26 protein-coding genes are annotated in these 26,982 nt (G+C 69.9%); 16 read left to right on the forward strand and 10 right to left on the reverse strand.

From position 1 onward, the window contains the following. The first annotated feature begins 53 nt into the window (after window positions 1–53). Together OHA25_RS20995 and OHA25_RS21000 are read left to right on the forward strand one after the other, a co-directional pair. On the forward strand, window positions 54–536 hold the full coding sequence (locus tag OHA25_RS20995) for a hypothetical protein (RefSeq protein WP_305916660.1): 483 nt from the start codon (window positions 54–56) through the stop codon (window positions 534–536). Next, window positions 533–1,042 (forward strand): MauE/DoxX family redox-associated membrane protein, encoded by a 510-nt coding sequence (locus OHA25_RS21000; RefSeq protein WP_327589211.1) that lies wholly within the window; start codon window positions 533–535, stop codon window positions 1,040–1,042. The genes OHA25_RS20995 and OHA25_RS21000 overlap by 4 nt, the downstream gene beginning before the upstream one ends. Window positions 1,043–1,070: 28 nt before the next feature. Here the strand turns inward: OHA25_RS21000 and OHA25_RS21005 are convergent, their stop codons facing one another. Further along, complete coding sequence (locus tag OHA25_RS21005; protein ID WP_327589212.1) at window positions 1,071–1,442, reverse strand: ArsR/SmtB family transcription factor; 372 nt, start codon at window positions 1,440–1,442, stop codon at window positions 1,071–1,073. 51 nt (window positions 1,443–1,493) lie between these two features. Here OHA25_RS21005 and OHA25_RS21010 point away from each other — a divergent pair, with 51 nt between their 5' ends. Further along, a complete protein-coding gene (locus OHA25_RS21010) occupies window positions 1,494–3,524 on the forward strand; it encodes a heavy metal translocating P-type ATPase (protein ID WP_442942199.1) in 2,031 nt (676 codons plus the stop codon). Here OHA25_RS21010 and OHA25_RS21015 read toward each other — a convergent pair. Then, complete coding sequence (locus OHA25_RS21015) at window positions 3,517–4,146, reverse strand: class F sortase (RefSeq protein ID WP_327589213.1); 630 nt, start codon at window positions 4,144–4,146, stop codon at window positions 3,517–3,519. The two genes, OHA25_RS21010 and OHA25_RS21015, sit on opposite strands and share 8 nt — an antisense overlap. A 285-nt stretch (window positions 4,147–4,431) precedes the next feature. On the opposite strand from OHA25_RS21015, the gene OHA25_RS21020 reads away from it, so the two are divergent. Together OHA25_RS21020 and OHA25_RS21025 are read left to right on the forward strand one after the other, a co-directional pair. After that, window positions 4,432–5,475: a glycosyltransferase family 2 protein gene (locus OHA25_RS21020; RefSeq protein ID WP_327589214.1), complete on the forward strand. Its 1,044-nt coding sequence runs from the start codon at window positions 4,432–4,434 to the stop codon at window positions 5,473–5,475. Window positions 5,476–5,477: 2 nt separating this feature from the next. Then, window positions 5,478–5,639 (forward strand): hypothetical protein, encoded by a 162-nt coding sequence (locus tag OHA25_RS21025; RefSeq protein WP_305916655.1) that lies wholly within the window; start codon window positions 5,478–5,480, stop codon window positions 5,637–5,639. A 7-nt stretch (window positions 5,640–5,646) separates the two neighbouring features. Here OHA25_RS21025 and OHA25_RS21030 read toward each other — a convergent pair whose 3' ends face one another. Continuing rightward, window positions 5,647–7,263, reverse strand: coding sequence for a transposase (locus OHA25_RS21030; RefSeq protein WP_327589215.1), 1,617 nt, complete (start codon window positions 7,261–7,263; stop codon window positions 5,647–5,649). A gap of 393 nt (window positions 7,264–7,656) precedes the next feature. On the opposite strand from OHA25_RS21030, the gene OHA25_RS21035 reads away from it, so the two are divergent. From OHA25_RS21035 to OHA25_RS21050, 4 genes are all read left to right on the forward strand, one after another. Then, window positions 7,657–8,496, forward strand: a complete 840-nt coding sequence (locus tag OHA25_RS21035; protein ID WP_327589216.1) for a hypothetical protein — start codon at window positions 7,657–7,659, stop codon at window positions 8,494–8,496. 35 nt (window positions 8,497–8,531) lie between these two features. Then, window positions 8,532–9,416, forward strand: coding sequence for an alpha/beta fold hydrolase (locus OHA25_RS21040; protein ID WP_327589217.1), 885 nt, complete (start codon window positions 8,532–8,534; stop codon window positions 9,414–9,416). 188 nt (window positions 9,417–9,604) lie between these two features. After that, the gene (gene map, locus OHA25_RS21045) at window positions 9,605–10,372 is read left to right on the forward strand and encodes a type I methionyl aminopeptidase (RefSeq protein WP_327589218.1); all 768 of its coding nucleotides are present in this window, start codon (window positions 9,605–9,607) and stop codon (window positions 10,370–10,372) included. 217 nt (window positions 10,373–10,589) lie between these two features. Beyond that, a complete protein-coding gene (locus tag OHA25_RS21050) occupies window positions 10,590–10,853 on the forward strand; it encodes a hypothetical protein (protein WP_327589219.1) in 264 nt (87 codons plus the stop codon). A gap of 236 nt (window positions 10,854–11,089) precedes the next feature. On the opposite strand, the gene OHA25_RS21055 is transcribed toward OHA25_RS21050, so the two are convergent. From OHA25_RS21055 to OHA25_RS21065, 3 genes are all read right to left on the reverse strand, one after another. Next, window positions 11,090–11,878 (reverse strand): CAP domain-containing protein, encoded by a 789-nt coding sequence (locus tag OHA25_RS21055; RefSeq protein WP_327589220.1) that lies wholly within the window; start codon window positions 11,876–11,878, stop codon window positions 11,090–11,092. A gap of 183 nt (window positions 11,879–12,061) precedes the next feature. Further along, the gene (gene dacB / locus OHA25_RS21060; RefSeq protein WP_327589221.1) at window positions 12,062–13,606 is read right to left on the reverse strand and encodes a D-alanyl-D-alanine carboxypeptidase/D-alanyl-D-alanine endopeptidase; all 1,545 of its coding nucleotides are present in this window, start codon (window positions 13,604–13,606) and stop codon (window positions 12,062–12,064) included. A 97-nt stretch (window positions 13,607–13,703) separates the two neighbouring features. Then, complete coding sequence (locus tag OHA25_RS21065; RefSeq protein ID WP_305916648.1) at window positions 13,704–14,255, reverse strand: DUF1707 and FHA domain-containing protein; 552 nt, start codon at window positions 14,253–14,255, stop codon at window positions 13,704–13,706. An 88-nt stretch (window positions 14,256–14,343) separates the two neighbouring features. Here OHA25_RS21065 and OHA25_RS21070 point away from each other — a divergent pair, with 88 nt between their 5' ends. The 3 genes from OHA25_RS21070 to OHA25_RS21080 are packed head-to-tail and all read left to right on the forward strand — an operon-like array spanning window position 14,344 to window position 18,126. Further along, the gene (locus OHA25_RS21070) at window positions 14,344–14,868 is read left to right on the forward strand and encodes a PadR family transcriptional regulator (protein WP_305916647.1); all 525 of its coding nucleotides are present in this window, start codon (window positions 14,344–14,346) and stop codon (window positions 14,866–14,868) included. Next, complete coding sequence (locus tag OHA25_RS21075) at window positions 14,852–15,535, forward strand: ABC transporter ATP-binding protein (protein WP_327589222.1); 684 nt, start codon at window positions 14,852–14,854, stop codon at window positions 15,533–15,535. The genes OHA25_RS21070 and OHA25_RS21075 overlap by 17 nt, the downstream gene beginning before the upstream one ends. Continuing rightward, window positions 15,532–18,126: an FtsX-like permease family protein gene (locus OHA25_RS21080; protein WP_327589223.1), complete on the forward strand. Its 2,595-nt coding sequence runs from the start codon at window positions 15,532–15,534 to the stop codon at window positions 18,124–18,126. Before OHA25_RS21075 ends, OHA25_RS21080 begins: the two co-directional genes overlap by 4 nt. On the opposite strand, the gene OHA25_RS21085 is transcribed toward OHA25_RS21080, so the two are convergent. Both OHA25_RS21085 and OHA25_RS21090 read right to left on the reverse strand, forming a co-directional pair. Next, window positions 18,086–19,447: an MFS transporter gene (locus OHA25_RS21085; protein WP_305916644.1), complete on the reverse strand. Its 1,362-nt coding sequence runs from the start codon at window positions 19,445–19,447 to the stop codon at window positions 18,086–18,088. The two genes, OHA25_RS21080 and OHA25_RS21085, sit on opposite strands and share 41 nt — an antisense overlap. A 12-nt stretch (window positions 19,448–19,459) precedes the next feature. Further along, the gene (locus tag OHA25_RS21090) at window positions 19,460–20,314 is read right to left on the reverse strand and encodes a hypothetical protein (RefSeq protein ID WP_327589224.1); all 855 of its coding nucleotides are present in this window, start codon (window positions 20,312–20,314) and stop codon (window positions 19,460–19,462) included. A gap of 244 nt (window positions 20,315–20,558) precedes the next feature. Between OHA25_RS21090 and serA the strand changes: the two genes are divergently transcribed. Continuing rightward, window positions 20,559–22,148, forward strand: coding sequence for a phosphoglycerate dehydrogenase (gene serA / locus OHA25_RS21095; protein WP_327589225.1), 1,590 nt, complete (start codon window positions 20,559–20,561; stop codon window positions 22,146–22,148). A 240-nt stretch (window positions 22,149–22,388) separates the two neighbouring features. On the opposite strand, the gene OHA25_RS21100 is transcribed toward serA, so the two are convergent. Continuing rightward, entirely contained in the window at window positions 22,389–23,141 is a 753-nt protein-coding gene (locus tag OHA25_RS21100) for a class I SAM-dependent methyltransferase (RefSeq protein ID WP_327589226.1), read from the reverse strand. A gap of 79 nt (window positions 23,142–23,220) precedes the next feature. Between OHA25_RS21100 and OHA25_RS21105 the strand changes: the two genes are divergently transcribed. Together OHA25_RS21105 and OHA25_RS21110 are read left to right on the forward strand one after the other, a co-directional pair. Continuing rightward, window positions 23,221–24,267, forward strand: a complete 1,047-nt coding sequence (locus OHA25_RS21105) for a 3-isopropylmalate dehydrogenase (protein WP_327589227.1) — start codon at window positions 23,221–23,223, stop codon at window positions 24,265–24,267. A 221-nt stretch (window positions 24,268–24,488) separates the two neighbouring features. Beyond that, window positions 24,489–25,586 carry a branched-chain amino acid aminotransferase gene (locus OHA25_RS21110; protein ID WP_327589228.1) on the forward strand — a complete coding sequence of 366 codons (1,098 nt, stop codon included), beginning with the start codon at window positions 24,489–24,491 and terminating at the stop codon, window positions 25,584–25,586. Between the two features lie 4 nt (window positions 25,587–25,590). Here the strand turns inward: OHA25_RS21110 and OHA25_RS21115 are convergent, their stop codons facing one another. After that, window positions 25,591–26,235 carry an O-methyltransferase gene (locus OHA25_RS21115; RefSeq protein ID WP_327589229.1) on the reverse strand — a complete coding sequence of 215 codons (645 nt, stop codon included), beginning with the start codon at window positions 26,233–26,235 and terminating at the stop codon, window positions 25,591–25,593. Window positions 26,236–26,261: 26 nt separating this feature from the next. Between OHA25_RS21115 and OHA25_RS21120 the strand changes: the two genes are divergently transcribed. Continuing rightward, the gene (locus tag OHA25_RS21120; RefSeq protein ID WP_327591023.1) at window positions 26,262–26,894 is read left to right on the forward strand and encodes a DsbA family protein; all 633 of its coding nucleotides are present in this window, start codon (window positions 26,262–26,264) and stop codon (window positions 26,892–26,894) included. Window positions 26,895–26,982 lie beyond the last annotated feature (88 nt).

Consider the following 26,982-nt stretch of genomic DNA (forward strand, 5'->3'; position numbering starts at 1 on the left):
TGCTGACCTCGTCGGTCTGGCGAGGCAAGCTGGGCGCGTTCGTCATCGGGCTGATGCTCGGCGCGCTGGTCTCCGGTCTCGTCGTGGGGATCGTCGGCGGTCTGGCCGCCGTGCTGCCCCTGACGGTGCGCCTCTGGGTGCTCGTTCCGGTCGCTGCTGTGATCCTGGCCTTCGAACTGGCCGGGAGGCCGCTCTCGTTGCCGCAGAACCGGCGGCTCGTGCCGCAGGAGGTCGTCAACCACGGTAGCTTCGACGGTCCTCTGCAGTTCGGCTTCGAGATGGGCACCGGTGTGCGGACCTTCACCCCGACCGCCCTGCCTCACCTGCTGGTCCTGGTCACCGTCCTCGTGGGCGGGATCGGTCAGGGGCTGCTGGTCGGGATCGGGTTCGGACTGGGGCGTGCGCTCATGCCGACTGCTCGCGCGCTGAGCGACGATCCCCGGCAATGGGACAACGCGATGTTGCGGTCGATCGTATGGGTGGGCCGCCTGTGCGCGGTCGGCTTCCTGTTGTCGCTGCTCATCGTGGTGATGTGACAGTGGCCGTGCTCAACGCTCTGTGTGCCGGGCTGGCGCTGGCGGGTGCGATGCTGCTGCTCTACGCCTCGCTGCGCCGCCTGGCCGGCGGCGGGAGCCTGACTCGTACGGTCTCCGCGCACGGCATCCTGCCGCCCGCGTCGGCCAGGCTCGCCGAGCCCATCGAGCTGGTCGTGGGCCTGTCCATGTCCGTTTCGTGGCTTGCGGGATGGCTGCTGCCCTTCCTGGCCGGGGCGGTCTGGTACGCGTTCCTGGCCGGATATCTGGCGCTGGTGCTCCGCAAGAAGGGCAGGGTGCCGTGCGGCTGCCTGGATGAGGAGAGCCCGGTGACGCCGGCGAAGATCGGGCGGGCCGCCGTGATCGCGGTGGCGTGCGTCGCCGTGGCCGGGAGCGCCCCGCCTCCCGGCCTAGGGCTGCGGCTGGTTCACCTGCCGGTGGCACTCTTCGTCGCGGCGCTCCTGGTCCTGCTCGATCGAGTGCTGGCTCTTCGCGAAGTACATCCATAAAGGTCCACCGCGTAGCGGCGGCCCGCCGCTACGCGGTGCGGCCCGGCTCGGCGACAGCATGCTGATCGCTTTCAAGGGCGGGCCGGTCGAGGTGGTCGGCGTGGAAGAGGCCCTCGGTCAGGAGACGGCGTACGTGCTCGTCCGCCGCGCGGTAATACACGAACGTCCCCTCGCGCCGCCCCTTGACCAGCCCGGCCAGGCGCAGCTTGGCCAGGTGCTGGCTGACGGCGGTGGGGGCGGCGTCGGCGAGCTCGGCCAGGCAGGCGACGGACGACTCGCCCTGCAGCAGCGCCCACAGGATCTTGATGCGGGTCGGGTCGGAGAGCAGACGGAACGACTCCGCCGCCAGGTGCACCTGTTCCTCGTTCGGCATGTCGAAGTCGGGCAGTGACGTGTGCATGCCGCCAGCATAGCCGTCGACCCCCTTATTTGCGTATCTGCGTGAATGCGCATGTACGATGCCACGGTGACTACAGAGCTGAGAACGCGCCCTGCTGAGGTCGCGCCGCCGGCCGGGGCCGTGACGTGGTGGCGGACCGGGGCGGGATCGTTGCCCGAGGTCCGCTGGGCGGTGGCCGCCACCGCGCTGTTCGCGGCCGGAGGCGCCGCGCAATTGGCCGGGGTGCCGTCGTGGATCTGGTGGGCGCTCTATCTCGCCTGCTACGCCGCCGGAGGCTGGGAGCCCGGGCTGGCCGGACTGCGGGCGCTGCGGGACAAGACGCTGGACGTCGATCTGCTGATGGTGGTGGCGGCGATCGGGGCCGCCGCGATCGGGCAGGTCTTCGACGGCGCGCTGCTCATCGTCATCTTCGCCACCTCCGGCGCGCTGGAGGCCGTCGCCACCAAACGCACCGAGGACTCCGTACGCGGGCTCCTGGACCTGGCCCCCGAGCAGGCCACCCGCGTGACGGACACCGGCGGCGAGGAGCTCGTCGACACCGCCGGCCTGGAGGTCGGCGAGATCATCTTGGTGCGCCCGGGAGAGCGGATCGGCGCCGACGGCGAGGTCGTGGCCGGCGCCAGCGACGTCGACCAGGCCACCATCACCGGCGAGAGCCTGCCGGTGGACAAGCGACCCGGCGACGAGGTGTTCGCCGGCACCCTCAACGGCGTGGGCGTCCTGCGGGTACGGGTGACGCGGCCGGCGGCGGGGACGGTGATCGCCCGGATCGTGGCCATGGTGGAGCAGGCCGGCGCCACGAAAGCACGCGCTCAGCTGTTCATCGAGAAGGTCGAGCAGCGCTACTCCGTCGCCATGGTCGCCGCGACCATCGCGTTGTTCACCGTGCCGCTGTTGTGGGGCGTGCCGCTCCAGGAGAGCCTGCTGCGGGCGATGACCTTCATGATCGTGGCCTCGCCCTGCGCCGTGGTGCTGGCGACCATGCCGCCGCTGCTGGCCGCCATCGCCACCGCGGGGCGCAACGGCGTGCTTGTCAAGTCCGCCGTGGTCATGGAGCAGCTGGCCGCGGTCACCCAGGTCGCCTTCGACAAGACCGGCACGCTGACCGAGGGGCGGCCCTACCTGGCCGAGGTCCGCGTACTGTCCGGCACGCGCGAGGGCGTCCTCGCGCTGGCCGCGGCGGCCGAGGAGGGGTCGGAGCACCCGCTCGGCCGCGCCGTCGTCCAGGCGGCTCGCGAGGCGGGTCTGGCCTGGCCCGCGGCGGAGTCGTTCGAGGCGGTGCCGGGGACCGGCGTACGGGCGCGCGTCGACGGGAAGCTGGTCGAGATCGGCAGCCCCGCCGCGCTCCTGCCGCCTGCCCCTCCTGGGAACCGGCAGGTCGGCGAGGTGGTCGGCGAGCTGGAGGACGGCCTTGGCGGGTGGAGCTCGGTGGTCGGCGAGCTGGAGGACGGTGGGCACAGTGCCGTGGTGATGCGCGTGGACGGTGTGCCCGTCGCCGTGCTGGCCCTCGCCGACCGCACGCGGCCCGGCGCGGCCGCGGCCGTCGCCCACCTGAAGGCCGTGACCGAGGCCCCGCCGGTGCTGCTGACCGGCGACAACCCGCGCGCGGCCGGCCGGGTGGCCGCCCACGTCGGGATCGACGACGTGTACGCCGGCCTGCTACCCGAGCACAAGGTGACCGCGGTGCGCGAGCTCCAGGAACGGGGCGCACGGGTGGCGCTCGTGGGCGACGGTGTCAACGACGCCCCCGCGCTGGCCTCGGCCCACACCGGCATCGCGATGGGCCGGGCCGGCTCCGATCTCGCCCTGGACACGGCCGACGCGGTCATCACGCGGGACGAGCTGGCCGCCGTACCGGCCGTGCTCTCCCTGGCGCGGCGCGCCCGCCGCCTGGTCATCGCCAACCTCGCCATTGCCGGGACCTTCATCGCCGTGCTGGTGGCCTGGGACCTGTTCGGCGAGCTGCCCCTGCCGCTCGGCGTGGCCGGGCACGAGGGCTCCACCGTCATCGTCGGCCTCAACGGCCTGCGCCTGCTTCGCGACGCCGCCTGGCGCCGCGCCGCGACGGCGGGCCTCAGGTGATCGAGACGAGGTGGCCGTAGGCGATGGTGTTGTTCCGATAGTGGCCGCTCGTGCGGTCGAAGTCGCCGCCGCAGGTGATCAGCCGGATGGCCGGGTACGCCACGTCGCCGTAGACGCGCTGAGTGGGGAAGGCATCCTTGCGGACCGACTCCAGCGCGTCGACCCGGAACGTGGCGACCCTGCCGTCGGCACGCGTCACCCGTACGCGATCGCCCGGGCGCAGCTCGCCGAGCCGGTAGAAGACGGCCGGGCCGTCGGCGGTGTCCACGTGGCCGACGATCACGGTGGCGCCGGCGGTTCCTGGGGCCGCGCCCCGCTCGTACCAGCCCGTCTGCTCGGCCTTCGACAGGGGCGGGACCTCCAGCGTGCCGTCGGAGCCGAGACCCAGGTTCATGACCTTCGCCCGTACGCCGATCCCAGGAATCTCCACGTGCAACGGGGGCGAGGCCGGGACCCGCGGAGTCGCGGCCGCCGGAACGGTGGCGGCGGTGGCGGGCGCGGGAGCCGGGACGGCGGGCGCCGCGGACCGGGGCCACGACGACATCGCGATCAGAGCGGCGGCGCCGAGCCCGGCGGCGAGGGCGGGCAGCACGACGCCACGGCGGGCACGAGGTTTGGACAAAGGGCACCTAGCCCGGATCAAAAGGGAGACAAGCGGCATTCGTGAGAGGCAACTGTATACGAGCCGATAGGGCCTCTCGAGGTGTCAAAGCAGGGCAAATGCTGTGGTAGATTGCCTTTTGCTCGCTGACCTGGGCATTTGCTCCATCAGGCGATAGTTCCGTCTCATCACCCCACTTCGCCTGAAAGCGCCCACGTGACCCCTCAGCGGGCCGTCGCGCGACCGCGACCGACGTCGCACCGTGACGATGGCAAGACAAGTCTGCCCTGGACGCCGATCGACCGGATGCGTGTAACGGCGCTGATCCCCGCCCACAACGAGGCCGAGCAGATCGCCGAGAGCATCGACTCGCTGCGCTTGCAGACCCGGTCGCCGGATCGCGTCATCGTGATCGCCGACAACTGCCTCGACGCCACCGCCCACATCGCCCGCGCTTGTGGCGCCGAGGTGTACGAGACCGTGGGCAATGCGCACAAGAAGGCCGGCGCGCTCAACCAGGTGCTCGACCGGCTGCTGCACTTCCTCGGTCCCGACGACGCGATCCTCGTCATGGACGCCGACTCGGCGCTGGACCGGGGCTTCGTCCAGGCCGGGCTCGAATACCTGAGCGGCGGCCGCTACGCCGCCGTCGGCGGCACCTTCACCGGCAAGGACGGCGGCGGGTTCGTCGGCATGCTCCAGCGCAACGAGTACGTCCGCTACGCACGCGACGTCCGCCGGCTCCAGGGCAAGGCGCTCGTGCTGACCGGGACCGCCACCCTCTTCCGCGCGCTCACGTTGCAACAGGTCGTCGCCGCGCGGCGAGCCGGTCGCCTGCCCGGCGCGGGCCACGTGTACGACGTGCGCGTCCTCACCGAGGACAACGAGCTGACGCTGGCCATCCTTCACCTGCGCCTGCGCATCCTGGCGCCCAGCGAATGCACGCTGACCACCGAGGTCATGCCCACCTGGCGCGAGCTCTTCCGCCAGCGGTTGCGCTGGAAGCGCGGCGCGCTGGAGAACCTGACCGACTACGGATGGACGAAGGTGACCCGGCCCTACTGGGGACGGCAGGTGCTCTCGCTCATCGGCGTCGTGGTCGTCTTCCTCTACCTGGGGACCGTCGCGTGGTCCATCGCGGTGACGGGTGGCCTGCTGATCCAGCCCGTGTGGGCCGCCATCACCGTGGTCTTCATGGTCGAACGCGTCGTGACCGTACGCGCCCGCGGTCCCCGGCAGATGCTCCTGGCCGGGTTGCTGTTCGTGGAGATGGTCTTCGACGTGTTCCTGCAGATCGTCCAGGCGAAGGCCTTTTGGGAGGCGGCCTGGCACAGAGAAAGGAAATGGTGAGCATGTACAACAATGTGCCGATCGGGGGTGTGGCGGCCGGTTTCGGGGGTCTCGTGTCCGCTCCATTCGCCGGATTCAATGCGATCTGGATCGGGCTGGCGATCTTCACGGTCGTCTCCGCGGGTCTCGCCGTCAAGCGGATCATCCCCAAGCGCGAGTCCTGAACCGTTCCTAGGGACTGAGCATGAGTTGCTCATGCTCAGCCGCATGCCCCGAACGGTGTTGGGCACACTGGTCGCCCGCGTTCTCGCCACATCCGGGCGGCACGCATCCGGTGCGTGGTCCGGGAATGCGGGGACGGGGTCCCTCACCCCCAGAAACATCCGGTCCGGCCTGGACGGTCCGATGCCCCGCACGATCCCTCCGGTCGTGCGGGGGCGGTGCCGTCCGTCGCCGGATCGCATGCCCCTGGGCGCGTCTGCCGATCGCCACGGCAGCCGCGTCGTGGCGAGTCGTCGTCTGATTCTTCTTGTTCGTTCTTGTCAGTGGGGCCTGCCAGTGCTGGGCACCCCACTTGCTGGTGTACGCCGGATCCACCGCGATGATCGCGATGCCCGCGGCGGCGGCCATCGAGACCAGCCGGGCGCGCAGCCGACCGGTGGGCATGCCGGAGATGAGCTGCCGGAACCATTTGTGGCGGCCATGCTTCTCCCGGGTCTTCTCTGCCGCGAAATCCAGATTCTCGATCGCGATCGCGGTCACCCCGCACGCCTTCGCCCAGGCCAGCAGTTGTGTCAGTGCGTGCCGCGCTTGGGCGTCGCGGTGCTCGGCGGTGCCCGACAGGGCAAAGGGGAAGCGGCGCGGCCGGCCGATCGGGTTGCCATGCACATCCAGATGCCAGGCAGCCAGGTGGTCGGCGTTGGTGTCCATCCCGATCACCCCGTGGGCCAGCGCCGCCGGCAAGGGGATGGCGGGGGTGGGCGGAAGCTGCCAGGACGCGGTCAGGTACCAGCGGCCCCGGTCGGCGTCCAGGTGGATGCGGTAGGCCACCGCCCGATTCGCCTGCACCCGGTCGGCCCACTCGACGCGCCGGTGGGCGAACCGTACCCGGGCCGACAGCACATACCGGCCGTGCGAGGCGTTGGCCAGATGGGCCAGCGGGGCGGGCAGCTTGAGCGACACCTCACCGTCAGGGGTGACGCGGATGGTCTCGTTGCCGTACCGCTTGCCGGACTCCCCGTCGGCTCGCAGGAACCAGCGCGCGGCCTCCCACCGTTCACGCCATCCGGCCTCGTCGAGCTGCGCGGCCTCCAGATGGTGCCGGTTGCCGGCCAGCCGTTTGCCGCCCCGCACGATGTGCACCCGCCCGGCCTGCCAGTCGGCCCGCACGGCGGCCAGCCGGTCTTGAAGCACCCGCAAGCGGCGGGACTTGGCGAACCACTCCGTGCGCGAGCGGTACCCTGCCGGGGCGTCCTTGGTGGCCTTCTGCCCCACCGGCACTGACAGCCGGCGCATGATCGTCGCGATCCCGGCCTCGAGGCTCTGAATGTGCGCGAGCTGGCAGCGGCGGGCCAGCGCCCACTGATCATGCGACGTCCCGGCCCACTGTGCCGACGAGGCCGCGGTCAGTTCCCGCTTCCGTTCCGCCCACCGGTCCGCGTCGTGCGCCAGCCCATCCCGGCAGCGCACCGCGAGGTCCTTCGATGCCAGAGCACCGAGATGCGCCCCCACCAGCCGGAGCACCGTCTCGTCCTGGGCGGTCAGCCCCCTAAGCCGGTCACGGACCGCCACACCGCAGGGAGCGGCCGCGACGAACGGCGCTTCGATCGGCCGCAACTGCTCAGCCATGCGCCGCGGCCCCCAGCACGATGCGGGCTCAACCGTTGACCGAGCGGCAGAATATGGCACCGATGGGTAGAACATGTGAGCGAAACGCAAGCCCTTGCGCCCCATGTGGCCGTGGCCGTCACGCTCGCCGGCGCACCCCGCGGTCTCGACCAACCCATGAGGTTCACGGCCCACACTCCGGCATCAGCCCTCGTGATTCCGTGCACACTTACGCACACTCAAAGAACAACTGTTGCCGACCCCTGGACCGCCTCTCTCGTCGAGGGGCGCTCACTCACATCGGGTTGAGCGGCGTTCGGGCGGGCTGATATCGCTTTGCTCGAACAAGTTGACTCACGATCTTAGATGCACAAGATTGTTCGCGTCCCTTTGGACCGTCCCAAGGAAACGCGAATGAAGCGAACAATCGTCGGTGCCGCCGTGGTAGCGGGCCTGGCCTTAGCGGCCGCCCCCGCGCAGGCGGCGCCCAAGATCGACCCGGTGAAGGCGCTCAAGGCCGAGCTGGCGCCGGGCAAGGCCGTCAATGTGCTGGCCACGGCGAAGGTGACGTACTCGCCAGGCCAGGTCGCCACGTCCGAGCTCGATGGCACGATCGGGTTCGGCACGCGTGGCGTGCTCGCCTCCGATGTGGCCCACACCCTGCGCTACAGCGCGGATCTGCTGCGCAGGATGATGAAGGCGAAGCCGGAGGAGACCGAGGCGCTGCAGCAGTCGTCCACCAGGATGATCTCGTCTGGGGACGTGAGCTATGTCTCCGGGCCGGTGGTGGAGACGGCGTTGCGGCGGGCCGACGCGAGCTGGGTGGGCTATGGAGCAGTGGCGGGGCCTGCCAGCAATCTGTTGATCGAGCTGTTGGAGCCGGCCACGCTCAAGACGCTGCTGGCCGAGCGCACCTCCGCGCGTGACGGCGTGGTGAAGGGGGCGATCACGACCAAGAAGCTCGCCTCGGTGTCCGACGCCTTTGCCGGGCGGTTCGGGACGCCCTCGAAGAAGGACCGGGTCGGCAAGATCTCCTACACGATCTGGGTCGGTGGCAACGGCCTGGTCCAGCGGGTGTCCGCCAAGGGTGTGCTGCCTGTGGGCGACAAGGGCTCGGTGCAGGTCGAGTCGGAGACCAGGTTCATGGACTGGGGGCGTCAGGTCACCGTTCTGCTTCCTCTGCGGGGGGACGTGATCGACCAGAGTGAAGTCAAGGATGAGGTTCCCGCCGGTGTTCCGGGGGTCTGGAATTAGATAGCTCCCGGTCATGGTGGGCAGGTGCGTACGCCATGACCACAAGCATCATGGCACCGGTCGCGCACAGGACGATCGACGTCGACGGGATCGAGATCTTCTACCGCGCGGCCGGGCCGCCGGACGCGCCGGTCTTCCTGCTGCCGCACGGTTACCCCTGCTCTTCGTACGAATTCCGCAACCTCTTGCCCGCACTCGGCGACCGCTGGCGGTTGATCGCACCCGACCTGCCGGGCTTCGGCTACAGCGGAACGCCCGACCGCACCGCCTTCTCGTACACCTTCGACGGCTACGCCGACTTCCTGGACCGTTTCACGCGGACCATGGGACTGTCCCGATACGCCATCTACCTGCATGACTACGGCTCCCAGTTCGGGCTCCGCCTCGCCATGCGCGCCCCCGAGCGGGTCACCGCGCTCGTCATCCAGAACGGCGACATCTATGAGGACGAGCTGGGGCCGAAGTATGGGTGGCTGAAGGAGTTCTGGGCGCACCCGACGCCGGAGGGGAGGGCGAAGCTGGCCGCCAACGTCACGGAGGACGGCTTCCGTGACGAGTTCGCCGGCGAGCTGCCCGAGCACCTGGCCGTCCGGGTGAGCCCGGACCTGTGGAAACTGCACTGGGCGCTGATGGACACGCCGCAGCGCCGCGAGAACGTCGTCGGGCTCTTCGAAGACCAGGCGACCACGCTCGGATGGTTCCCGAAACAGCAGGCGTACCTGCGCGAGCACCGTCCGCCGACGTTGATCGTGTGGGGCCCGCACGACGGCTACATGCCCGAGGGCGCCGCGAGGGCGTACCTGCGTGATCTGCCGGACGCCGAGCTGCATGTGCTCGACGCCGGTCACTGGGCGCTGGAGACCAACCTCGGCGAGATCGTCCCCCTCATCCGCGACTTCCTGGTCCGCGTCCTCACGTGACCGGGCCGCGCCAGTCGAACGGCAGGTCCGGCGTGCGGCCCACGACCCGGCCACGCCTATCTCGCCGGCGAGGCACGCACGATCCAGGCTGCTGGACCCCGGGCAGGCGAGGATTCGATTGAATGGACACGGCCACGGTCTGGCGATAATAATACCGGTATAGTTATCGCCGGATAGGGGGAGGGGTCGTGATCGAGCTGAAGAGTGCGGGGGAGATCGCCGCGATGCGCGAGGCGGGACGGGTGGTCGCGGCCGTCCATGCCGCGGTGCGGGAGCAGGCCGCCGTCGGGGTGTCGCTGGCGCGGCTCGACGAGGTGGCGCGGACGGTCATCGAGGAGGCGCGGGCGGGGGCGTCGTTCCTGGGGTATCACCCGGCGTTCGGCGCCACCCCGTACCCGGGCGTGATCTGCACCTCCGTGAACGGGGTCATGCTGCACGGCCTGCCGACGCCGTACCGGCTGCGTGACGGCGACCTGCTCAGTGTGGACTGCGGCGCGTACGTGGACGGGTGGCACGCCGACGGCACGGTGAGTTTCACGGTCGGCCGGCCGCGCGCGGAGGACCTGAAACTGATCAAGGTGGCCGAGGAGACACTCGCCGCCGGCATCGAGGCGGCCGTGCCCGGCGGCAGGATGGGCGACATCGGCCACGCCATGTCCATGGTCGGCCGCGGCGCCGGCTACGGCATGCAGAACGACTTCGGCGGCCACGGCATCGGGCGGGCCATGCACGAGTCGCCGTTCGTGCCCAACGAGGCCCGCGGGGGACGGGGCCTGCTGCTGCGACCCGGCCTGGTGATCGCGATCGAGCCGAGCCTGATGGCCGGGGGCGGCGACGACTACTACATGGCCGATGACGGCTGGTCGGTGTGCTCGGCGGACGGCAGCAGGAGCGTGCACGTCGAGCACACGGTCGCCGTCACCGCCGGCGGCCCGGTGGTCCTCACCCTGCCCTAGCGATCGAGGGTCATCCGGCGGTCATGAAAGCGGGGGGTCTTCCTCATCCGAGCGCATATATGCGCCAAGAAGGATGATCTTTGGCACCTCTTCCCCCAGTTGGCGTGTTTCCGCAGGTCAAGAGAGGAATGCGGGTGGTTTGTTGAAAGAGGGCGTAGGGCAGATCTTCTCGCGATAGCTACGGAGAGTAGTCGAGAGGTATCAAGGAGATTCGACCATGTACAGACAAGGGCTCGTCCTGCTCGGTCTCGTCGGCGGGATGCTCGCGTTCGGCGGCTCCGCGCTAGCTGCGACACCCGCCGTCACCGCCGAGTCGGTCCAGGCGAACATCCTGCCGGACCTGGACAACACCGGGAACGGGGAGGGGATGACCTACGTTGGCGAAAGGAACAACTTCGGTCAGGAGAGCAACCTCGTCAAGCTGGACGTCTTGTCCAATCTCCTCAGGAACCTTCCCATCTCCATCCTGAGCAGCAGCTGACTCAGCGCGTATGAAGGGGACCCGTCTTCTGGGGCGGGCCCCCTTCGCCGTGTTCAGGGCTCGTACCCGAACGCCGTCGGACCGGACTCCAAGCGGTGAGGTGGACGTGCGGGCCCGGCCGCGGTCCTGTGTGCGGGGGAGGCGCGGCCGGGCCCGCTGGAAGGGGAGCGCTGTGGGCGTGCGGTGGGAAACCGGCTTGGGGTGTGGCCGGTGAAAGCCCTGCGCTCCCGTGGCTCTCAGTGGGTTCCGAAGTCCTGGGTCCAGGTCGGGCCCTTGGTGTTGTGCCCGACGCCGATGTGGGTGAAGGCACAGTTCATGATGTTGGCCCGGTGTCCGGGGCTGTTGAGCCAGGCCCGGACCACCGCTGCGGCGGTGGGCTGGCCCTTGGCGATGTTCTCGCCCGCCCTGGTGAAGGCGAAGCCCGCCGCCCTGATGCGCCGGTCGAACGTGCGGCCGTCGCGCGAGTCGTGGTCGAAGTAGTTGTTGGCGGCCATGTCCGCCGAGTGGCGTTCGGCGGCCAGGTGGAGCTTGCGATCGTGGATCAGAGGGCGGCAGCCGTTCTTGGCGCGAGCGTCGTTGGTGAGCTTGACGACCGCGGTCTCCGCCGAGGCGAAGCTCCGGCTCGCGGCCGGGCGCCCGCACGACAGCTTCACGGAGCCGGACGTGTCGACCCGGCCCTGCGTGTCGAGCGCGACGACGTAGTAACGGCGCGCGGTGGCGGTGCACGTGGCGCCGGCGGTGATCCGGCCGTTGCCGATGATCCGGGAGCCGCTCTTGACGATGCGGTCGGGGCCGGTGACGGCCACCGTGATGCGTACCCGGAGGCGGGCCTGGTCGGCGCAGCCGGTCCGGACGGCCGTGCCCCGCACCTTGCCCTTGGAGACGACCGGTTTGACCGCGGCGACCCGGCACGCCTGCTGGGTGGCCTGGGGTTGAGCGGCCGCCGCGCGAGCTTCGGCGGGTGCAGGGAAGCTCAATGCCGCCAGACTCCCGGCACAGGCCAAGACCTGGAGCGGTCTGCGCATTTTTGTCCTCCGACTACGGGCTCGACATTGCGTCGAATCCGCATTCTGGTCCTCCTAAGTCCGCCATGTCCTGAAAAGCCATGGCATACCTGGAGCTCCAAGTAGCCGAATCGTGATCAGGTGCCGTGCTGAGCCCGGTAAACCATCGCGGCCCCCTGGGCGTCAGGGGGCCGCGACGGGCGGCTAGCACTGTGCGGGCTTCAGCCACGAGCACTCGAGGTCGCCTGCCGGGGCGTCACCCGCCGAGCGCAGCTGGGCCGTGGTGTTGACCGGGGTGGTGCGGGAGAACTGGGCGAGCCGGATCGCGATCTTGTCCTCGATGTCCTTCGGCGAGCCCGACAGGTACTGGTTCAGCATGATCGAGAAGATCAGCGGCTCGCCGTCGGCGCTCGTGACGTACCCGGACAACGACGTCACCCCGGTCAGCGAGCCGGTCTTGGCGTGGACGTTGTTCGCGGCCGGCGTGTTACGCATCCGGCTGCGCAGCGTGCCGCCCACGAAGTGGTCGGCGTTGCCGGCGATGGGGAGCGACGCGTACCAGGTGGGGAACCACGGCTTGCCGCGTACGGCGGTCAGCAGCTGCGCGATCGAGCCGGGCGAGAACCCGTCGCGGCGCGACAACCCGGAGCCGTCCCGCATGTTGATCACCTGGACGCCGTTCGCCTTGGCGAAGTCGGTGCTGACCTTGAGCCCGGCCGACCACGTGCCCTGGCCGGCGACCTTGCGGCCCATGGCCTTGGTGAGGATCTCGGCGTGGATGTTGTTGCTGAGCTTCATGAACGGCACCAGCAGCTCGCCCAGCGTCATCGACTCGTGCGCGGCCAACTCCGTCGCCCCTTGCGGGGTCGCCGCGGCCACGGTCGGGCCGAGCACCTTGACGCCGTGCTTGGCCAGCGACTTGCGGAACAGCGAGGAGACGTACGCGGTGGGGTCGTCCACGGCCACCCACTCCTGGTACGGGGTCGCCACCGTACCGGTGATCACGACCGTCCGGGTGCCGTGCTGCCGCTCGATGAGCACGTCGGTCCGCGTGCCCACGGTGGCCTTGTTGACGATCTTCAGATAGTCGGTCTCCGGCGTCGTGGTCACCTTGACCTGGTCGCCGTCGGCGGCCACGGCCACGACCACCGAGCCCGCGTCGTAGTCCCGGTCCGGTGAGGCGGTCAGCGCGGAGATGGGCGCCGCGTAGTAGGCGGTCTCGTCGTCCCACGACCAGTCGTTGCCGAGCCGCTGGGAGTCGAACCACGTGTCGTCGGCCACCAGCTTGCCGGTGACGACCTTGATGCCCTCCGCCGCGACCTTCGCGGCCAGCGCGTCGTAGTCCTCGGCCAGCATGGTCGGGTCACCGGTGCCGCGCAGCACCAGGTCGCCGGTCAGGAGCGAGCCGGCTCTGCGGCCGGTGTTCAGCACGGAGGTGGAGAAGCGGTAATCGAGGCCGAGCGTCTCCGCCGCCGCGGCCGCGGTGAAGAGCTTGGTGTTGGACGCGGGGATGAGCAGCTTGCCGGCGTCGGTGGAGTAGAGCTCCTCGCCGGTTGCGGCGCTCTTGACCACGACGCCCGCTCTGGCGATCGTGAGCCGCGAGTCGCTGAGGATCTGGTTGATGTCCTGGGCCAGGTCGGCCACTCCGGCCGAGGGGTCGACGGCGACGGCGGGTGAGGTGGGGCTGGACGCCCACGCGAGGGCGGCGACGAGCGCGCCCGCGACGAGGGATGCTGAGGTGCGCCGCATGGGGTCTCCAAAGGGCTGAGGGATCGATCAGATCATGAACCAGCCCCGCCATCCTGCAATCCGCAAATATCCGTATTTCCGCCCCAGTCGCCGTCCCTCAGGCGGATGGCTGTCCGGAGGTCAGGAGGAATCCGCAGTCGCCGAAGGAGATCTCATCGCCGGACCTGACCCGGGCGGGCCCCACGAGCCGCCACCCGTTCAGCCGCGTGCCGTTGAGTGATCCCAGGTCGACGAGCATCCACCCGCCATCGTCATCCCGCCGCAGCTCGGCGTGGACCCGCGACACCGTCAGGTCGGACAACACGAGATCGCACGCCGACCCCCGCCCCACCACATAACGCAACCGGTCGTCGTCGGGCAGTGCCAGCCGGGGCAGGCGCGGCCGTCGCCAGGCGGACTGCAGCTTGGTGGTGAACTCGGAAACAGAGGCCACCGCGTCGGTCAGCCGCTGCCTGATCGTCGGGCGTTTCGGTAAGTCGGCGACCAGCTCGTCGAGCTCCCACCTGTTGCGGGCCCGCAGCACTTGGTCCACGCGCCCCACGAAGGTGTCATGGGAGATCCGGCCCTCTACGGCGCGGTGCTTGAGCTCGTCGATCGCACGGTCACGTTCCCCGTCGGATGCGCGAAAGGGCGGATGGGTCGAGCTCATGTAGCGAGTATCGGCCCGAACCTCGCCCCCTGTCCAGAAAACGCGGATCAGTTGCGAAGGGCATACTCGGTATGCATACTCAGTATCCATGTCGATCAGACACGGACTGCTCGCGTTGCTGAGCAGGGGACCGCGTTACGGCTACCAGTTGCGCGTGGAATTCGAGGCGTCGACGGGGGCGACCTGGCCGCTCAACATCGGCCAGGTCTATACGACGCTCTCGCGGCTCGAGCGCGACGGCCTGGTCGCGCCGGGCGGCGCGGACGAGCAGGGCCGGGCGGTCTACACGATCACCGAGGCCGGTCGTACGGAGCTGGAGCGATGGTTCAGCACCCCCGTCGCCCAGGACGACCGGCCTCGGGACGAACTGGCCATCAAGATCGCGATGGCCGTGGCCGGCGCGGACGTCGACGTGGCCGAGGTCATCCTCACCCAGCGCATGGCCACCATGCGCGCCTTGCAGGACCTCACCCAGGCCAAGCGGGCCGCCACCGGAGGGCTGGCACAGCGGCTGGTCCTCGATTCGCTGATTTTCAAGGCCGAGGCGGAGCAGCGCTGGCTGGACCACTGCGAGGCCGTTTCCAAGGAGAAGAAGCATGACCGTGGTGAGTAGTTTGCGCGATGTGACCCGCGAGCACGGCTCGGTGCGCGCGCTGCGGGGCGTGAGCCTGGAGGTGTCGAGCGGCGAGTTGGTGGCTGTCATGGGCCCGTCGGGCTCGGGCAAGTCGACCCTGCTCAACCTGGCCGGCGGCCTCGACCGGCCCACCTCCGGCAGCGTGACGATCGAGGGCCGCGACCTCGCCGCCGTGAAGGACCTGGCGGCGCTCAGGCGCCGCAGCGTCGGGTACGTCTTCCAGGACCTCAACCTGATCCCGTCCCTGACGGCCGCCGAGAACGTGATGCTGCCCAGGGAATTGGACGGCGTACGGTCGGGCCGGGCCCGCGCCGAGGCACTGGCCGCGCTGGCCGACGTGGGAGCCGAGGAGGTCGCCGACCGTTTCCCCGAGGAGCTGTCCGGCGGGCAGCGCCAGCGCGTGGCCATCGCCAGGGCGCTGACGGGCGAGCGGCGGTTGCTGCTGGCCGACGAGCCGACCGGCGCGCTTGACACCGCGACCGGCGACGAGATCCTGCAACTGATGCGTTCCCACTGCGACGAGGGCGTGGCGGTGCTGCTCGTCACCCACGAGCCGCGCTACGCGGCCTGGGCCGACCGCGTGGTCTACCTGCGTGACGGACTGATCGCCGAGGCGAACGCCGTGCGCCTGGAGAGCGCCCGATGAGCGCGTTCCGCGCCGCGTTGCGGATCTCGCGCAGGGACGCGCTGCGCTTCAAAGGCCGCACCGCGCTGATCATGGTGATGATCGGCCTGCCCGTGCTGGTCATCACGGCGGTGCTCACCAGCTCCGCCACCACGGACATCACGCCGCGCGACAAATTGGACTCGATGCTGGGGACGGCCGACGCGCGCGTCGTCACCCTCCCGTTCCGCACTCCGGTGAGGCAGGACCGCGCCGGCCAGAGCCCGAGCCAGCGCGAAGCGCGGCGCTCTGACCGGGCCTGGACACCGGCGGAGATCAACACGCTGCTCCAGGGCCGCCTGCTCCGCTACCAGAGCAACGTTGTGGAGGCCCGCTTGGCGGACGGCTACGACCGTGTGGACGTGTTCGAGGTCGACCTGCGTGACCCGATGGCCGGCGGGATGCGCCGTCTCGTCGAGGGCAGGCTGCCCGCCGCGCCCGGCGAGGTCGCGGTGTCTCCCGAGATGATCGGCCGAGGCGTCCACCTCGGCGACACGATCAAGGTGTGGCGGCCGGACCGGACCGTGCGCGTGGTGGGCGTCGTCGAGCACCCGAACCGTCCCGGGCTGCGCGAGATGGTCGCCCTGCCGGAGGGGCTGCTCCCGCACCAGAACGACGGCAACAGCAGCGGCTGGCTGGCCGACACCTCCGCTCCCGTCCAGTGGGCCGATGTGCGGCGGCTGAACAAGGCGGGGCTGGGCGTCATCTCCCGTGCCGTGATCGAGAACCCGACGGCCGCCCAGCTCAGGCAAGAGAACTTCCACCCGGACGGCCCCGTACGCACTCTGGCCGCGCTCGGCATCGCAGTCGTGCTCATCGTCACGGAGACCGTGCTGCTGGCCGGGCCGTCGTTCGCGGTCGGGCTGCGGCGCAGGCGCAGGGAGCTGGCGGTGATCGCGGCCCAGGGCGCCTCCGGCCCGCAACTCCGGACGATCGTGCTGGCCGACGGGCTCGTGCTGGGCGGCGCGGCCGCGCTCCTCGGCGCCGTGCTCGGCATCGGGGCGGGCGCGCTGGCGGAGTCGATCGCGGCCCGCGCGCTGGACTGGACGCACGGTCCGGTGGACGTCCCGTGGTGGCAGGTGCTCGGTGTCGCCTCGCTCGGCGTGGTGAGCGGGGTGACCGCGGCGCTGGTGCCGGCGGTGCAGGCGAGCCGGCAGAGCCCGGTGCACGTCTTGGCGGGGCGCGCCGCCGTGGACGCACACGCGCGGGCGGGCCGTCCCGTGCTCGCAGCGGTGCTGGTGGCGCTGGGGATCGGCGGGAGTTTCCTCGCCGTCCGCCATGGCGTGCTCTCCGTCGCGGCTTCCGGGGCGGTCCTCGTGCTCGGCCTCGTCGCGCTGATGCCGTGGCTGGTGCGGACCACGGGACGGCTCGCGGCGCGGCTGCCGCTCCCGCTACGGCTGTCCGTACGGGACGGCTCCCGCCATCGTGTCCGCACAGCCTCCGCCGCCGCGGCGGTCATGGCGGCCACCATGGTGGCGGTCACCCTCGGCATCGGTCTCAGCAGCTCTTACGCCGAGCGCGAGGCGAACAGGAACACCGTGTTGCCCGCGGGAACCCTCTCCATCGGCAGGTACGACGTGGACGATCAAGCGTGGTCCGCGATCCGGGCGGCGGCCGAGCAGGCGCTGCCCGGCGTGGATCTGGTCTCCGGGCTGAGGGCGAAGGACGGGCAAGGGGAGGACGTGGACCTGACCGTCGCATGGGATCCCAGGGCGTGCGGGGAGAAAAGACCCTGCGTCCCGCCCGACAGCCACCGCCTGTCCCTGCCGATCGGCGACGAGCGCTTGCTCGCGCTCCTCCAAGGACGCCACGACCCGCAGGCCGCCGCGGCGTTGCGCGCGGGCAAGGCTGTGGCGTTCGACGCAGGGCTGGTGCGGGGCGGCGTGATCGAGCTGATGAGCCGGTCATGGGACCCGGACGGCAGCACGAAGCCCAAGCGGTTCACGGTGCCGGCCGTGGTGGCGAGCGCGGCCGAGCACGCGCAGACCGGTGCTCTGATCCCGGCCTCGGCCGTGACGGCCGCCGGCTTCACGCCGGCCGAGCGCGTGGTCTACGCCTCCCAGGTGCCCGCCGACGTGGAGCGTCTGGAGCGCGATCTCGTGGTCGTGGGCGGTGGCGCCTTCGTCGACGTGGAGCAGCGCGCCGACGAGTCCGTCGCGGGCATGCTGCTGATGCTGCTCGGCGCGGCGGTCGTCCTGGTGCTCGGCGGCACGTTCGCGGCCACCGGCCTGGCGGCGGCGGACATGCGGAGGGATCTCGACACCATGTCGGCGGTCGGCGGGGCGCCGCTGGTCCGCAGGCTCGTGGTGGCGGCCCAGGCCGCGTACATCTCGGGACTCGGCGCCGTGGCGGGGCTGGCCGGCGGCGTGGTCAGCGGCATCGCGCTCACCTGGCCGATGACCCGGATGCGTGACCGGGCGCCGGGGGCGGCCTTCTTCGACCCCGGCACCACCACGATCGACATTCCCTGGGTGTTCCTGGCCGGCCTCGTGATCGGGCTGCCGCTGCTGGCGGCGCTCGTGACCGGGGCGTTCACGCGGACGCGTCTGGCACTGGCACGACGGGTGGCGTGAGGCGGTACTTCAGCACCATCAGCACCGACGCGAAGATGATCAGCGCGGGGACCGCGGTCAGCCCTATGAGCACCGCGGTCACCGCGCTGTCCGGTTGCTGGACCGGCCTGCTCGGCTCGGACTCGATGAAGCCGCCGATCGAGAGGATCACCCCGAAGATCAGCGCGCCGGACGAGCTGACCGCGCTCTCGATGGCCGTCCACAGCCCGGTCAGCACACCCGCCCGGCGCTTGCCCGTCCGCGCCGCGTCCGCCGCGATCACGTCCGCCAGCATGGAGAACTGCAGCAGTTGCAGCCCCGCGTACCCGACGCCCACGAGCGCGACCGTCACATGCGCCCACACCGCGCCGAACAGCGGCGTCGCCATGGTGGCCGTCGTGCCGCACCCGAACAGCAGCGTGCCCATGAGCATCGCGCCGCGTTTGCCGAACCGCCTGGACAGCCGCACCCACAGCGGCATCGTCAGCAGCATCGGGCCCACCAGCGCGGCGAAGAGCGTCTGCGTGGCCTTGGAGGAGCCGATGGTGTAGGTCGCGAAGTACGGCGCCCCGGCCAGCATCATGCTCACGGCCAGCATTTGCGTGCAGGACAGCACGGTCAGCCACAGGAACGCCGAGTTGCCCTTGATCGCCGCGAACTGCTCCCGCCACCCGCCGTGATCCGCCTCGGGGGCGCCGGTCATGGGGGCGCGGGCGGTGCCGAAGAAGGAGCCCAGCATGGCGGCGAGCATGATGATGGCGATCGTGGCCGCCATCAACCGGTAGCTGCCCAGCGTGCCGTCCTCGCCCTCGCTGGTGGCGATGGCCGGCGCGAGCACGCCGCTGACCGCGGTCGCCGCTGCGATGAACACCATCCGCCACTGCAGCAGCGACGTGCGCTCGTGGTAGTCGTGTGTCATCTCGCCGGGCATCGCCTTGTACGGGACCTCGAACAACGCGTACGCCGTCGCCGTCGCCAGGAAGCACACGCCCACGTACGCGGCGGCCGGAACCCCTGTCAGCGGCGGCCCCGCGAACACCAGGAAGAACGCGGCCGGCAGCGTGCACGCCCCGGCCAGCAGCCAAGGCCGTCGCGGACCCCACCGCGAGACGGTGCGGTCCGACCAGCGCCCCACCATCGGATTGACGACCAGGTCCCAGACCTTGGGCGCGGTGACCACGACGCCGGCCAGCCACGCGGGCACGGCGAGGAAATTGGTCATGTAGTAGAGCAGCAGCAGCCCGGGCACGGCGTTGACCGTGGCCGTGCAGAAGGAACCCACGCCATAACCGAGGCGCACGCCCCTGGAAACCGCGGGCGTGCTCCCCGCCGGTGCGTTCATGAACGCGGTTCGTCAGTCGCACACATCGGCGCACACCACGTGAGCGCCGATCTCGATCATCCGGCGCTCGCTGCGCGCGTCCGCCACCCTGGCCATGAGGATGGGCGCGCCACTGGCCGCGAACTGCGGCAGCCGCGCGCGCACCAGGCGGTGCAGGTCGCGTACGACGTCCTCGGCGGCCGACATGTGCGTCTTCACATGCAGCATGATCCCCGGCACTCCGGACGCGGTGCGGGCCTCGGAGATCCAGACGTGGTGCACCAGCGGGAAGTCCATGAGCAGCTGTCCGATCGCCTTGCGCAGGGCGGGCAGGATCGGGTGCGTGCACCGCCGGTAGCCCGGATCCACCTGCTGCATCGGCCCCGACAGGTGGGGCCGCGGCGCGGGCACCCATGGGATGGCCGGTGCCTGCGGAGCCGGAGGGGCCACCTGGGCCAGCGTGGCCCCGCGCGACACGGTGGCCATCGCGCCCGTCGCGTAGGCGGCGGGCACCGCCCCCGACAGGACGGGCGTGGGCCCCGTGCGCGTCGTGGTGAGGAAGCGCTGGAGATCGTCGATGGGCACGGCCGCGGCGGCTGGTCCGGCCGCGTCGATCACGATCTCCCGCACGCCCGTGACGCGCTGGATGTCCAGGATGGTGTCGGCGTCGCAGGCCGACAGGGAATGACTGCCACGGTGCCTGGCGTAGGTAGCCGGGCTGGTGTAGCCCAGCAACACGCGGTCACCGGCTTGGGTCGTCCCGAGGACGACCGAACGATCTGGTCGCACTGCCACCAGGACACCGCCATCGGCGAGAGCGCTCAGCAGACGGTGGGGAGTGCCATGCTGAGCGAGCACGTCGGCAAGCGCAGGATTCCCGATGCTCATATGACGAACCATAGGTAGTTGGCCACGGCTTATCAGGGTAATGGGCAAGAAATCTTCCGATCAAGACAAAGATGGGCGCGATGTGGATGAGTTTCCGACCCGGTGGGTACGGGCTGGGCTGTCTCACATCGTGGGTCCCTCGTGAACACGTTCACAAGCGGCGGATAGACTCGGTGGGACAGCCGGGGGACCCATGGACGTGTTCCCCGAAGACCCGTCGCAGAGCCCCTAAGGATCCACACCCGTGAACAAGCCCGTCGTTCTGGTCGCAGAGGAACTGTCCGAGGCTGGCCTCGCCGTGCTCGGTGCTGATTTCGAGGTCCGCCACACCGACGGCGCCGACCGTTCCCAGCTGCTGCCCGCTCTCGCCGAGGTGGACGCGCTGATCGTTCGCTCCGCCACGCAGGTCGACGCCGAGGCCATCGCCGCGGCGCCCAAGCTGCGGGTGGTCGCCCGCGCCGGCGTCGGACTCGACAACGTCGACGTCGAGGCCGCCACGAAGGCGGGCGTCATGGTGGTCAACGCGCCGACCTCCAACATCACCAGCGCCGCCGAGCAGACCGTCGCTCTCATCCTGGCCAGCGCGCGCAACACGGCTCAGGCCCACGCCGCGCTGAAGAACGGGGAGTGGAAGCGTTCCAAGTACACCGGGGTCGAGCTCGACGAGAAGGTCATCGGCATCCTCGGCCTGGGCAAGATCGGGCAGCTGGTGGCGCAGCGGCTGCAGCCGTTCGGTGTCGAGCTGATCGCCTACGACCCCTACCTGCCGCCGGCCCGTGCCGCGCAGATGGGCGTCAAGCTGCTCAGCCTCGACGAGGTGCTCAAGCAGGCCGACTTCATCACCGTGCACCTGCCCAAGTCCAAGGAGACGCTCGGGCTGATCGGTGACGCGGAGCTGCACAAGGTCAAGCCGAACGTCCGCATCGTCAACGTCGCCCGCGGCGGCATCGTGGACGAGGCCGCGCTCTACTCGGCCATCAAGGAGGGCCGCGTCGCGGGCGCGGGCCTCGACGTGTTCTCCAAGGAGCCGTGCGTCGACAGCCCGCTGTTCGAGCTCGACCAGGTCGTCGTCACGCCGCACCTGGGCGCCTCCACGCACGAGGCGCAGGAGAAGGCCGGCACCCAGGTCGCGCGGAGCGTGAAGCTGGCGCTGGCCGGCGAGTTCGTGCCGGACGCGGTCAACGTCCAGGGCGGCGCGGTGGCCGAGGAGGTCAAGCCGGGCCTGCCGCTGGCGGAGAAGCTGGGCCGGGTGTTCACCGCGCTGGCCGGCGAGGTCGCCACCAAGCTCGACATCGAGGTGCGCGGCGAGATCGCCTCGCAGGACGTGCGGGTGATCGAGCTGGCCGCCCTCAAGGGCGTCTTCGCCGACGTGATCGAGGAGCAGGTCACCTACGTCAACGCGCCGCTGCTGGCCAAGGACCGGGGCATCGCCGTCGAGCTGGTGACCAGCTCGGAGAGCCCTGACTGGCGCAACGTGGTGACCGTGCGCGGCGTGCTCGCCGACGGCCGCCAGGTCTCGGTCTCCGGCACGCTGTCCGGCCCTCGCCAGATCACGAAGATCGTCGAGGTCAACGGCTACGAGATGGAGATCGAGCCGACGGCTCACCTGGCGTTCTTCACCTACACCGACCGGCCCGGCATCGTCGGCGTGGTCGGCCGCCTGCTCGGCGAGCACAACGTCAACATCGCCTCGATGCAGGTGGCCCGTTCCACCAAGGGCGGCAAGGCCCTCATCGCGCTGACCGTCGACTCGGCCATCCCGGCTGACGTGTCCGAGCAGATCGTGTCCGAGATCGGCGCGGAGAGCGGCCGCTCGGTGGACCTGCAGGACTGACCCGCCCGTCTCGCGGAAGGCCGCCGCCCTCAGGGGTGGCGGCCTTTTGTTGTCTCAGCATGTGAGATACTAGGACATCCAACGAGATGCCTCAGGTATCGTAACGACAAATGCGCCAGGTGCTCGTACTCATTACCTGCCGCGGCGAGGCCTGTTAGGGCAGGTCGACGACTCGCCGCGGTGAGCGGCGTGCGTCGGCCGATAAGTCCCTTCCTCTGGTCCGTGACCGGACCGACGAGATCAGGCCCGGTCGGGTTCGCGACCGGAATCCGAAGTCCTTTTGGAACGCGCCCGCGAAACGAGATGAGAGACATGTACGAGATGGATGCCTGGAACCGTGCCGAGGAATACGCCGACGAGGCCGCGGAGGCCGTGCAGACCGCCCTGGACCGCAGGGACAACGGCGGCGCGCCTCAGAATTCCAGCCGGTAGAACACCGCCGTCCGCTTCATCCCCGGCACGAGCTCGACGATCCGGGTCACGATGCGATGTGGCGTCGACAGACGGTCGAACCCGTCGATGTCGAACGCGCTCGTCGCGTCCAGACAGCGCAGCTTCGGGTGGATCGCTGCCAGGTCGGCCGGGCCCTCGATGCTCCACGATCGCCCGCAGCAGCGCCCGGCCCTCGCCGGGATCGAGATAGTAGAACAGGCCATCGGCGACGACCAGCACAGGCCGGTCGGCGGGGATCTGGTCGAGCCAGGTCAGCTCGGTGACCGACGAGCCGATCATGGTGTAGCCCGGCGGCTCGGGGAACAGCCGCCGGCGCAGCTCGACGACCTCCGGATAGTCGACGTCGTACCAGCGCACGGTCGGCGGCGGGGCCAGCCGGTGGAATCGGGTGTCGAGCCCGCAGCCCAGGTGCAGCACCGTGGCGCCGGGATGCGCGGCCAGGAACTCGGTGGCCCACCGGTCCATGAAGCGGGCACTGAGCGCCACGGCCGGCGCAGTGCGCGAGGCTCCTCGGTGAGGTGCACCTTCTCGGGCATGCACCCGCGGTAGGCCACGAAAGCCTGTCCGAAGAGTGAGATGATGTGTTCGTCAGTCGAGACGAGCCGGTAAGGTAACCGCCATGGAGTCGCGTAATATCCGCTTGGCCGTCATCCCCGGGGATGGCATCGGCACCGAGGTCGTGGCCGAAGGACTCAAAGTCCTGGAGGCCGTCGGCACGAAGATCGAGCCCACCCACTACGACCTGGGGGCAGCACGCTACCACCGCACCGGCGAGACACTGCCGGACTCGGTGCTCGAGGAGCTGCGCGGTTACGACGCGATCCTGCTCGGCGCCGTGGGCGACCCCAGCGTGCCGCCGGGCATCCTCGAGCGCGACCTGCTGCTGCGCCTCCGGTTCGCGTTCGACCACTACGTCAACCTGCGGCCGGTCAAGCTGTTCCCCGGCGTCCGGACCCCGCTGGCCGACACGGCTGCCGAGGACATCGACATGATCGTCGTCCGGGAGGGCACCGAGGGCCTCTACGCGGGCACCGGCGGCGCCATGCGGCGCGGCACGCCCCATGAGATCGCCACCCAGGAGTCGCTCAACACCGCCTACGGCGTCGAGCGCGTGGTGCGTTACGCGTTCGAGAAGGCCAAGACGCGCCCGCGCAAGAAGCTCACGCTCGTCCACAAGACCAACGTCCTCACCTACGCGGGCGACCTGTGGCAGCGCACGGTCAACCGGCTGGCGGAGGAATACTCCGAGGTCACGACCGACTACTGCCACATCGACGCAGCCTCGATGTTCTTCGTGAGCCAGCCGGAGCGGTTCGACGTGGTCGTCACCGACAACCTGTTCGGCGACATCATCACCGACCTCGGCGCGGCCATCGCCGGCGGCATCGGCCTGGCCGCCAGCGGCAACATCAACCCCGAGCGCACCGCACCCAGCATGTTCGAGCCGGTGCACGGCAGCGCGCCCGACATCGCCGGGCAGGGCAAGGCCGACCCGACCGCGACCATCCTGTCGGTCGCCATGCTCCTCGACCACCTCGGCCTGCACAACGAGGCGGCGAAGGTCGAGCAGGCGGTCGCCGACGACATCCTGGAGCGGCCGGCCGGATGGGCGGGCCGCAGCACGCAGGAGATCGGCGACGCCATCACCGCGCGAGTATCCGGCTAGGGCCGCCTAGTTCGAACGCGCCTGGCGGTCCGAGAAGGGCTGCCAGGCGCTTTTTCATGTCCAAACGGTTGAAACCACCCCATCAGCCGCTTGCCATCCCATATGGCGAGACAATAGGAAGTACGAGCTGCCCTCGGGCAGTGCTGCCATCGCCCTCGCGGATCCGTAGGTCCGCAGGATTCGGTAGATTTCGCAGATTCGCAGAGAGAAGGACCGTCGTCATGACCATCGCTCCGAAGCTCAGCTTCGACGTGCAGCTATCCGACCACGCTCGCACCGCGGCAGAGCGCGAGCAGGTGCTGGCGGACCCGGGATTCGGGCAGATCTTCACCGATCACATGGTCTCGATCGACTACACCGAGGGCCAGGGCTGGCACGACGCCAGGCTCATGCCGTACGGACCGCTCTCTCTCGACCCGGCCACCTCGGTCTTCCACTACGCGCAGGAGCTGTTCGAGGGGCTCAAGGCCTATCGCCAGGTCACCGGCTCGATCGTGATGTTCCGCCCGTACGCGAACGCCGCCAGGTTCAACCGCTCGGCCGCCCGCATGGCCATGCCCGCGCTGCCCGAGGAGACGTTCGTCGAGTCGCTCGAGCTACTCGTCGAGACCGACAAGGAGTGGGTGCCCACCACCGAGGGGCACAGCCTCTACCTGCGGCCCTTCATGATCGCCACGCAGGCGGGACTCGGGGTCAACTATCCGTCGAAGACGTACAAGTACATGGCGATCGCCTCGCCGGCGGCCTCCTACTTCACGGGCGGCATCAAGCCCGTCTCGGTCTGGCTGTCCACCGAATACACCCGCGCGGCGCCCGGCGGCACCGGTTTCGCCAAGTGCGGCGGCAACTACGCGGCGGCGTTCGTCGCCCAGCGGCAGGCGGTGGCGAACGGCTGCGACCAGGTGGTGTGGCTGGACGCGGGCGCGCACCAGTACGTCGAGGAAATGGGCGGCATGAACCTGTTCTTCGTCTTCGGCAACAAGCTCGTCACCCCCGCGCTGACCGGCACCCTGCTGCCCGGCATCACCAGGGACTCCATCCTGGAGCTGGCCGGTGACCTCGGCCTGGAGACCGAGGAGCGGCTCATCTCGGTCGAGGAATGGCAGTCCGGCTGCGAGTCCGGCGAGCTGACGGAGGTCTTCGCCTGCGGGACGGCCGCCGTGGTCACCCCGGTGGGCTCGGTGAAGGGCGCCGACCGCGCCTGGACCGTCGCCGACGGCGCCCCCGGGCCGGTGACGATGCGGGTGCGTGAGGAGCTGGTCGGCATCCAGTATGGCGCCCGCCCCGACGCCCACAACTGGGTCCACAAGATCGGTTAGTCCGTCACTTCTTTCTGATCAGCGTCATCCCGTCCGCGACCGGCAGCACGAGCACGGTGACCCGGGGGTCCTCGATCACCAGGTCGTTGAACTCCCGGATCTCCACGGTCGTGACCTCGTCGTGGGCGGGATCGGCCACGTGCCCGCCGCGCAGCGTGTTGTCCGCGATCAGCAGCCCGCCGGGCCGCATGCGCTCGATCAGCAACTCGTAGTAGCCGGGGTAGTTGCCCTTGTCGGCGTCCAGGAAGGCGAGGTCGACGGTCTGGTCGAAGGCGGCCAGCGTCTCCATGGCCGGCCCCAGCGTGAGCGTCACCCGGTCGGCCACGCCGCCCTCCGCCCAATAGCGGCGCGCGATCGACGTCCACTTCTCGCTCACGTCGAAGCAGTGCAGCCGGCCGCCCGACAGCCCACGGGCGATGCACAGGGACGAATAGCCGGTGAACGTCCCCACCTCCACGGCCACCTCAGGCGCCATCAGCTGGGTGATCATCGTGAGGAAAAGGCCCTGGTCAGGGGAGATCTGCATGACCGCGGAGCCGCCCGTGACCTCCATGGTCTCCTTGGTCAGCTCCTCCAGCAGGGGATCGGGCTTGGTGGAGTGCTCAAGGACATACCGCGCGACGGCGGGAGTGATGAGGTCTGCCTTCATAAGGCCACGATAGGGTCTCGCAAGTGATGAAGCGGTTTGCGGCGGTCGTACTGGCCTGCGTGGTTCTGTCCGTGTTGTGGTTTGCCCAGCCGGGCACGTCGTCCGATGGCGTGCAGCTGAGCAGGCAGGCGGACGGCTCCATGGTGATGGCGGACAGGTCGAGCGACGCCCCTGTGCTGGACGTGTACGAGGACTACGACTGCCCGGTGTGCAAGGACATGCATGCCAAGGTCGACGCCACGATCCAGCGGCTGGCGCGCGAGGGCAAGGTCAAGGTCGTCTTCCACCCGGTGACGATCTTCCAGGACGAGCCCATGCGCTCCAACTCCGTCCGCGCCGCCGCGGCCGCCCGCTGCGTTCCCGAGGCGAACTGGCTGGCCTTCCGTGACGAGCTGTACGCCATCCAGCCCGCGCCGCACGGCGAGGCGTCAGGGTTCACCGTCGAGGAGCTGGTCAAGGCGGCCAGGAAGGCAGGCGCGGCGGTCGACGAGTGCGTGACCTCGCAGTCGTACGCGAAGGCGCACCTGGAGCAGACCGCCACGATCCGGCTGGAGGGCACGCCGACCCTGGTCCTGGACGGGCAGTTGCTCGGCGACGAGGCGTTCGACGCCACCGCGCTCGAAAAGGCCATCACCGGGGGCACGGGCGTAGAGGTGTGACCCGGAGATCCCACAAGATGAGACCGGTGTGCCAAGTGGTGAATCGCTATGGCACACTGGGTGACACCATGTTCTACGGTCTGCTCAT

It is taken from the genome of Nonomuraea sp. NBC_00507 (assembly GCF_036013525.1).
Classification (GTDB): domain Bacteria; phylum Actinomycetota; class Actinomycetes; order Streptosporangiales; family Streptosporangiaceae; genus Nonomuraea.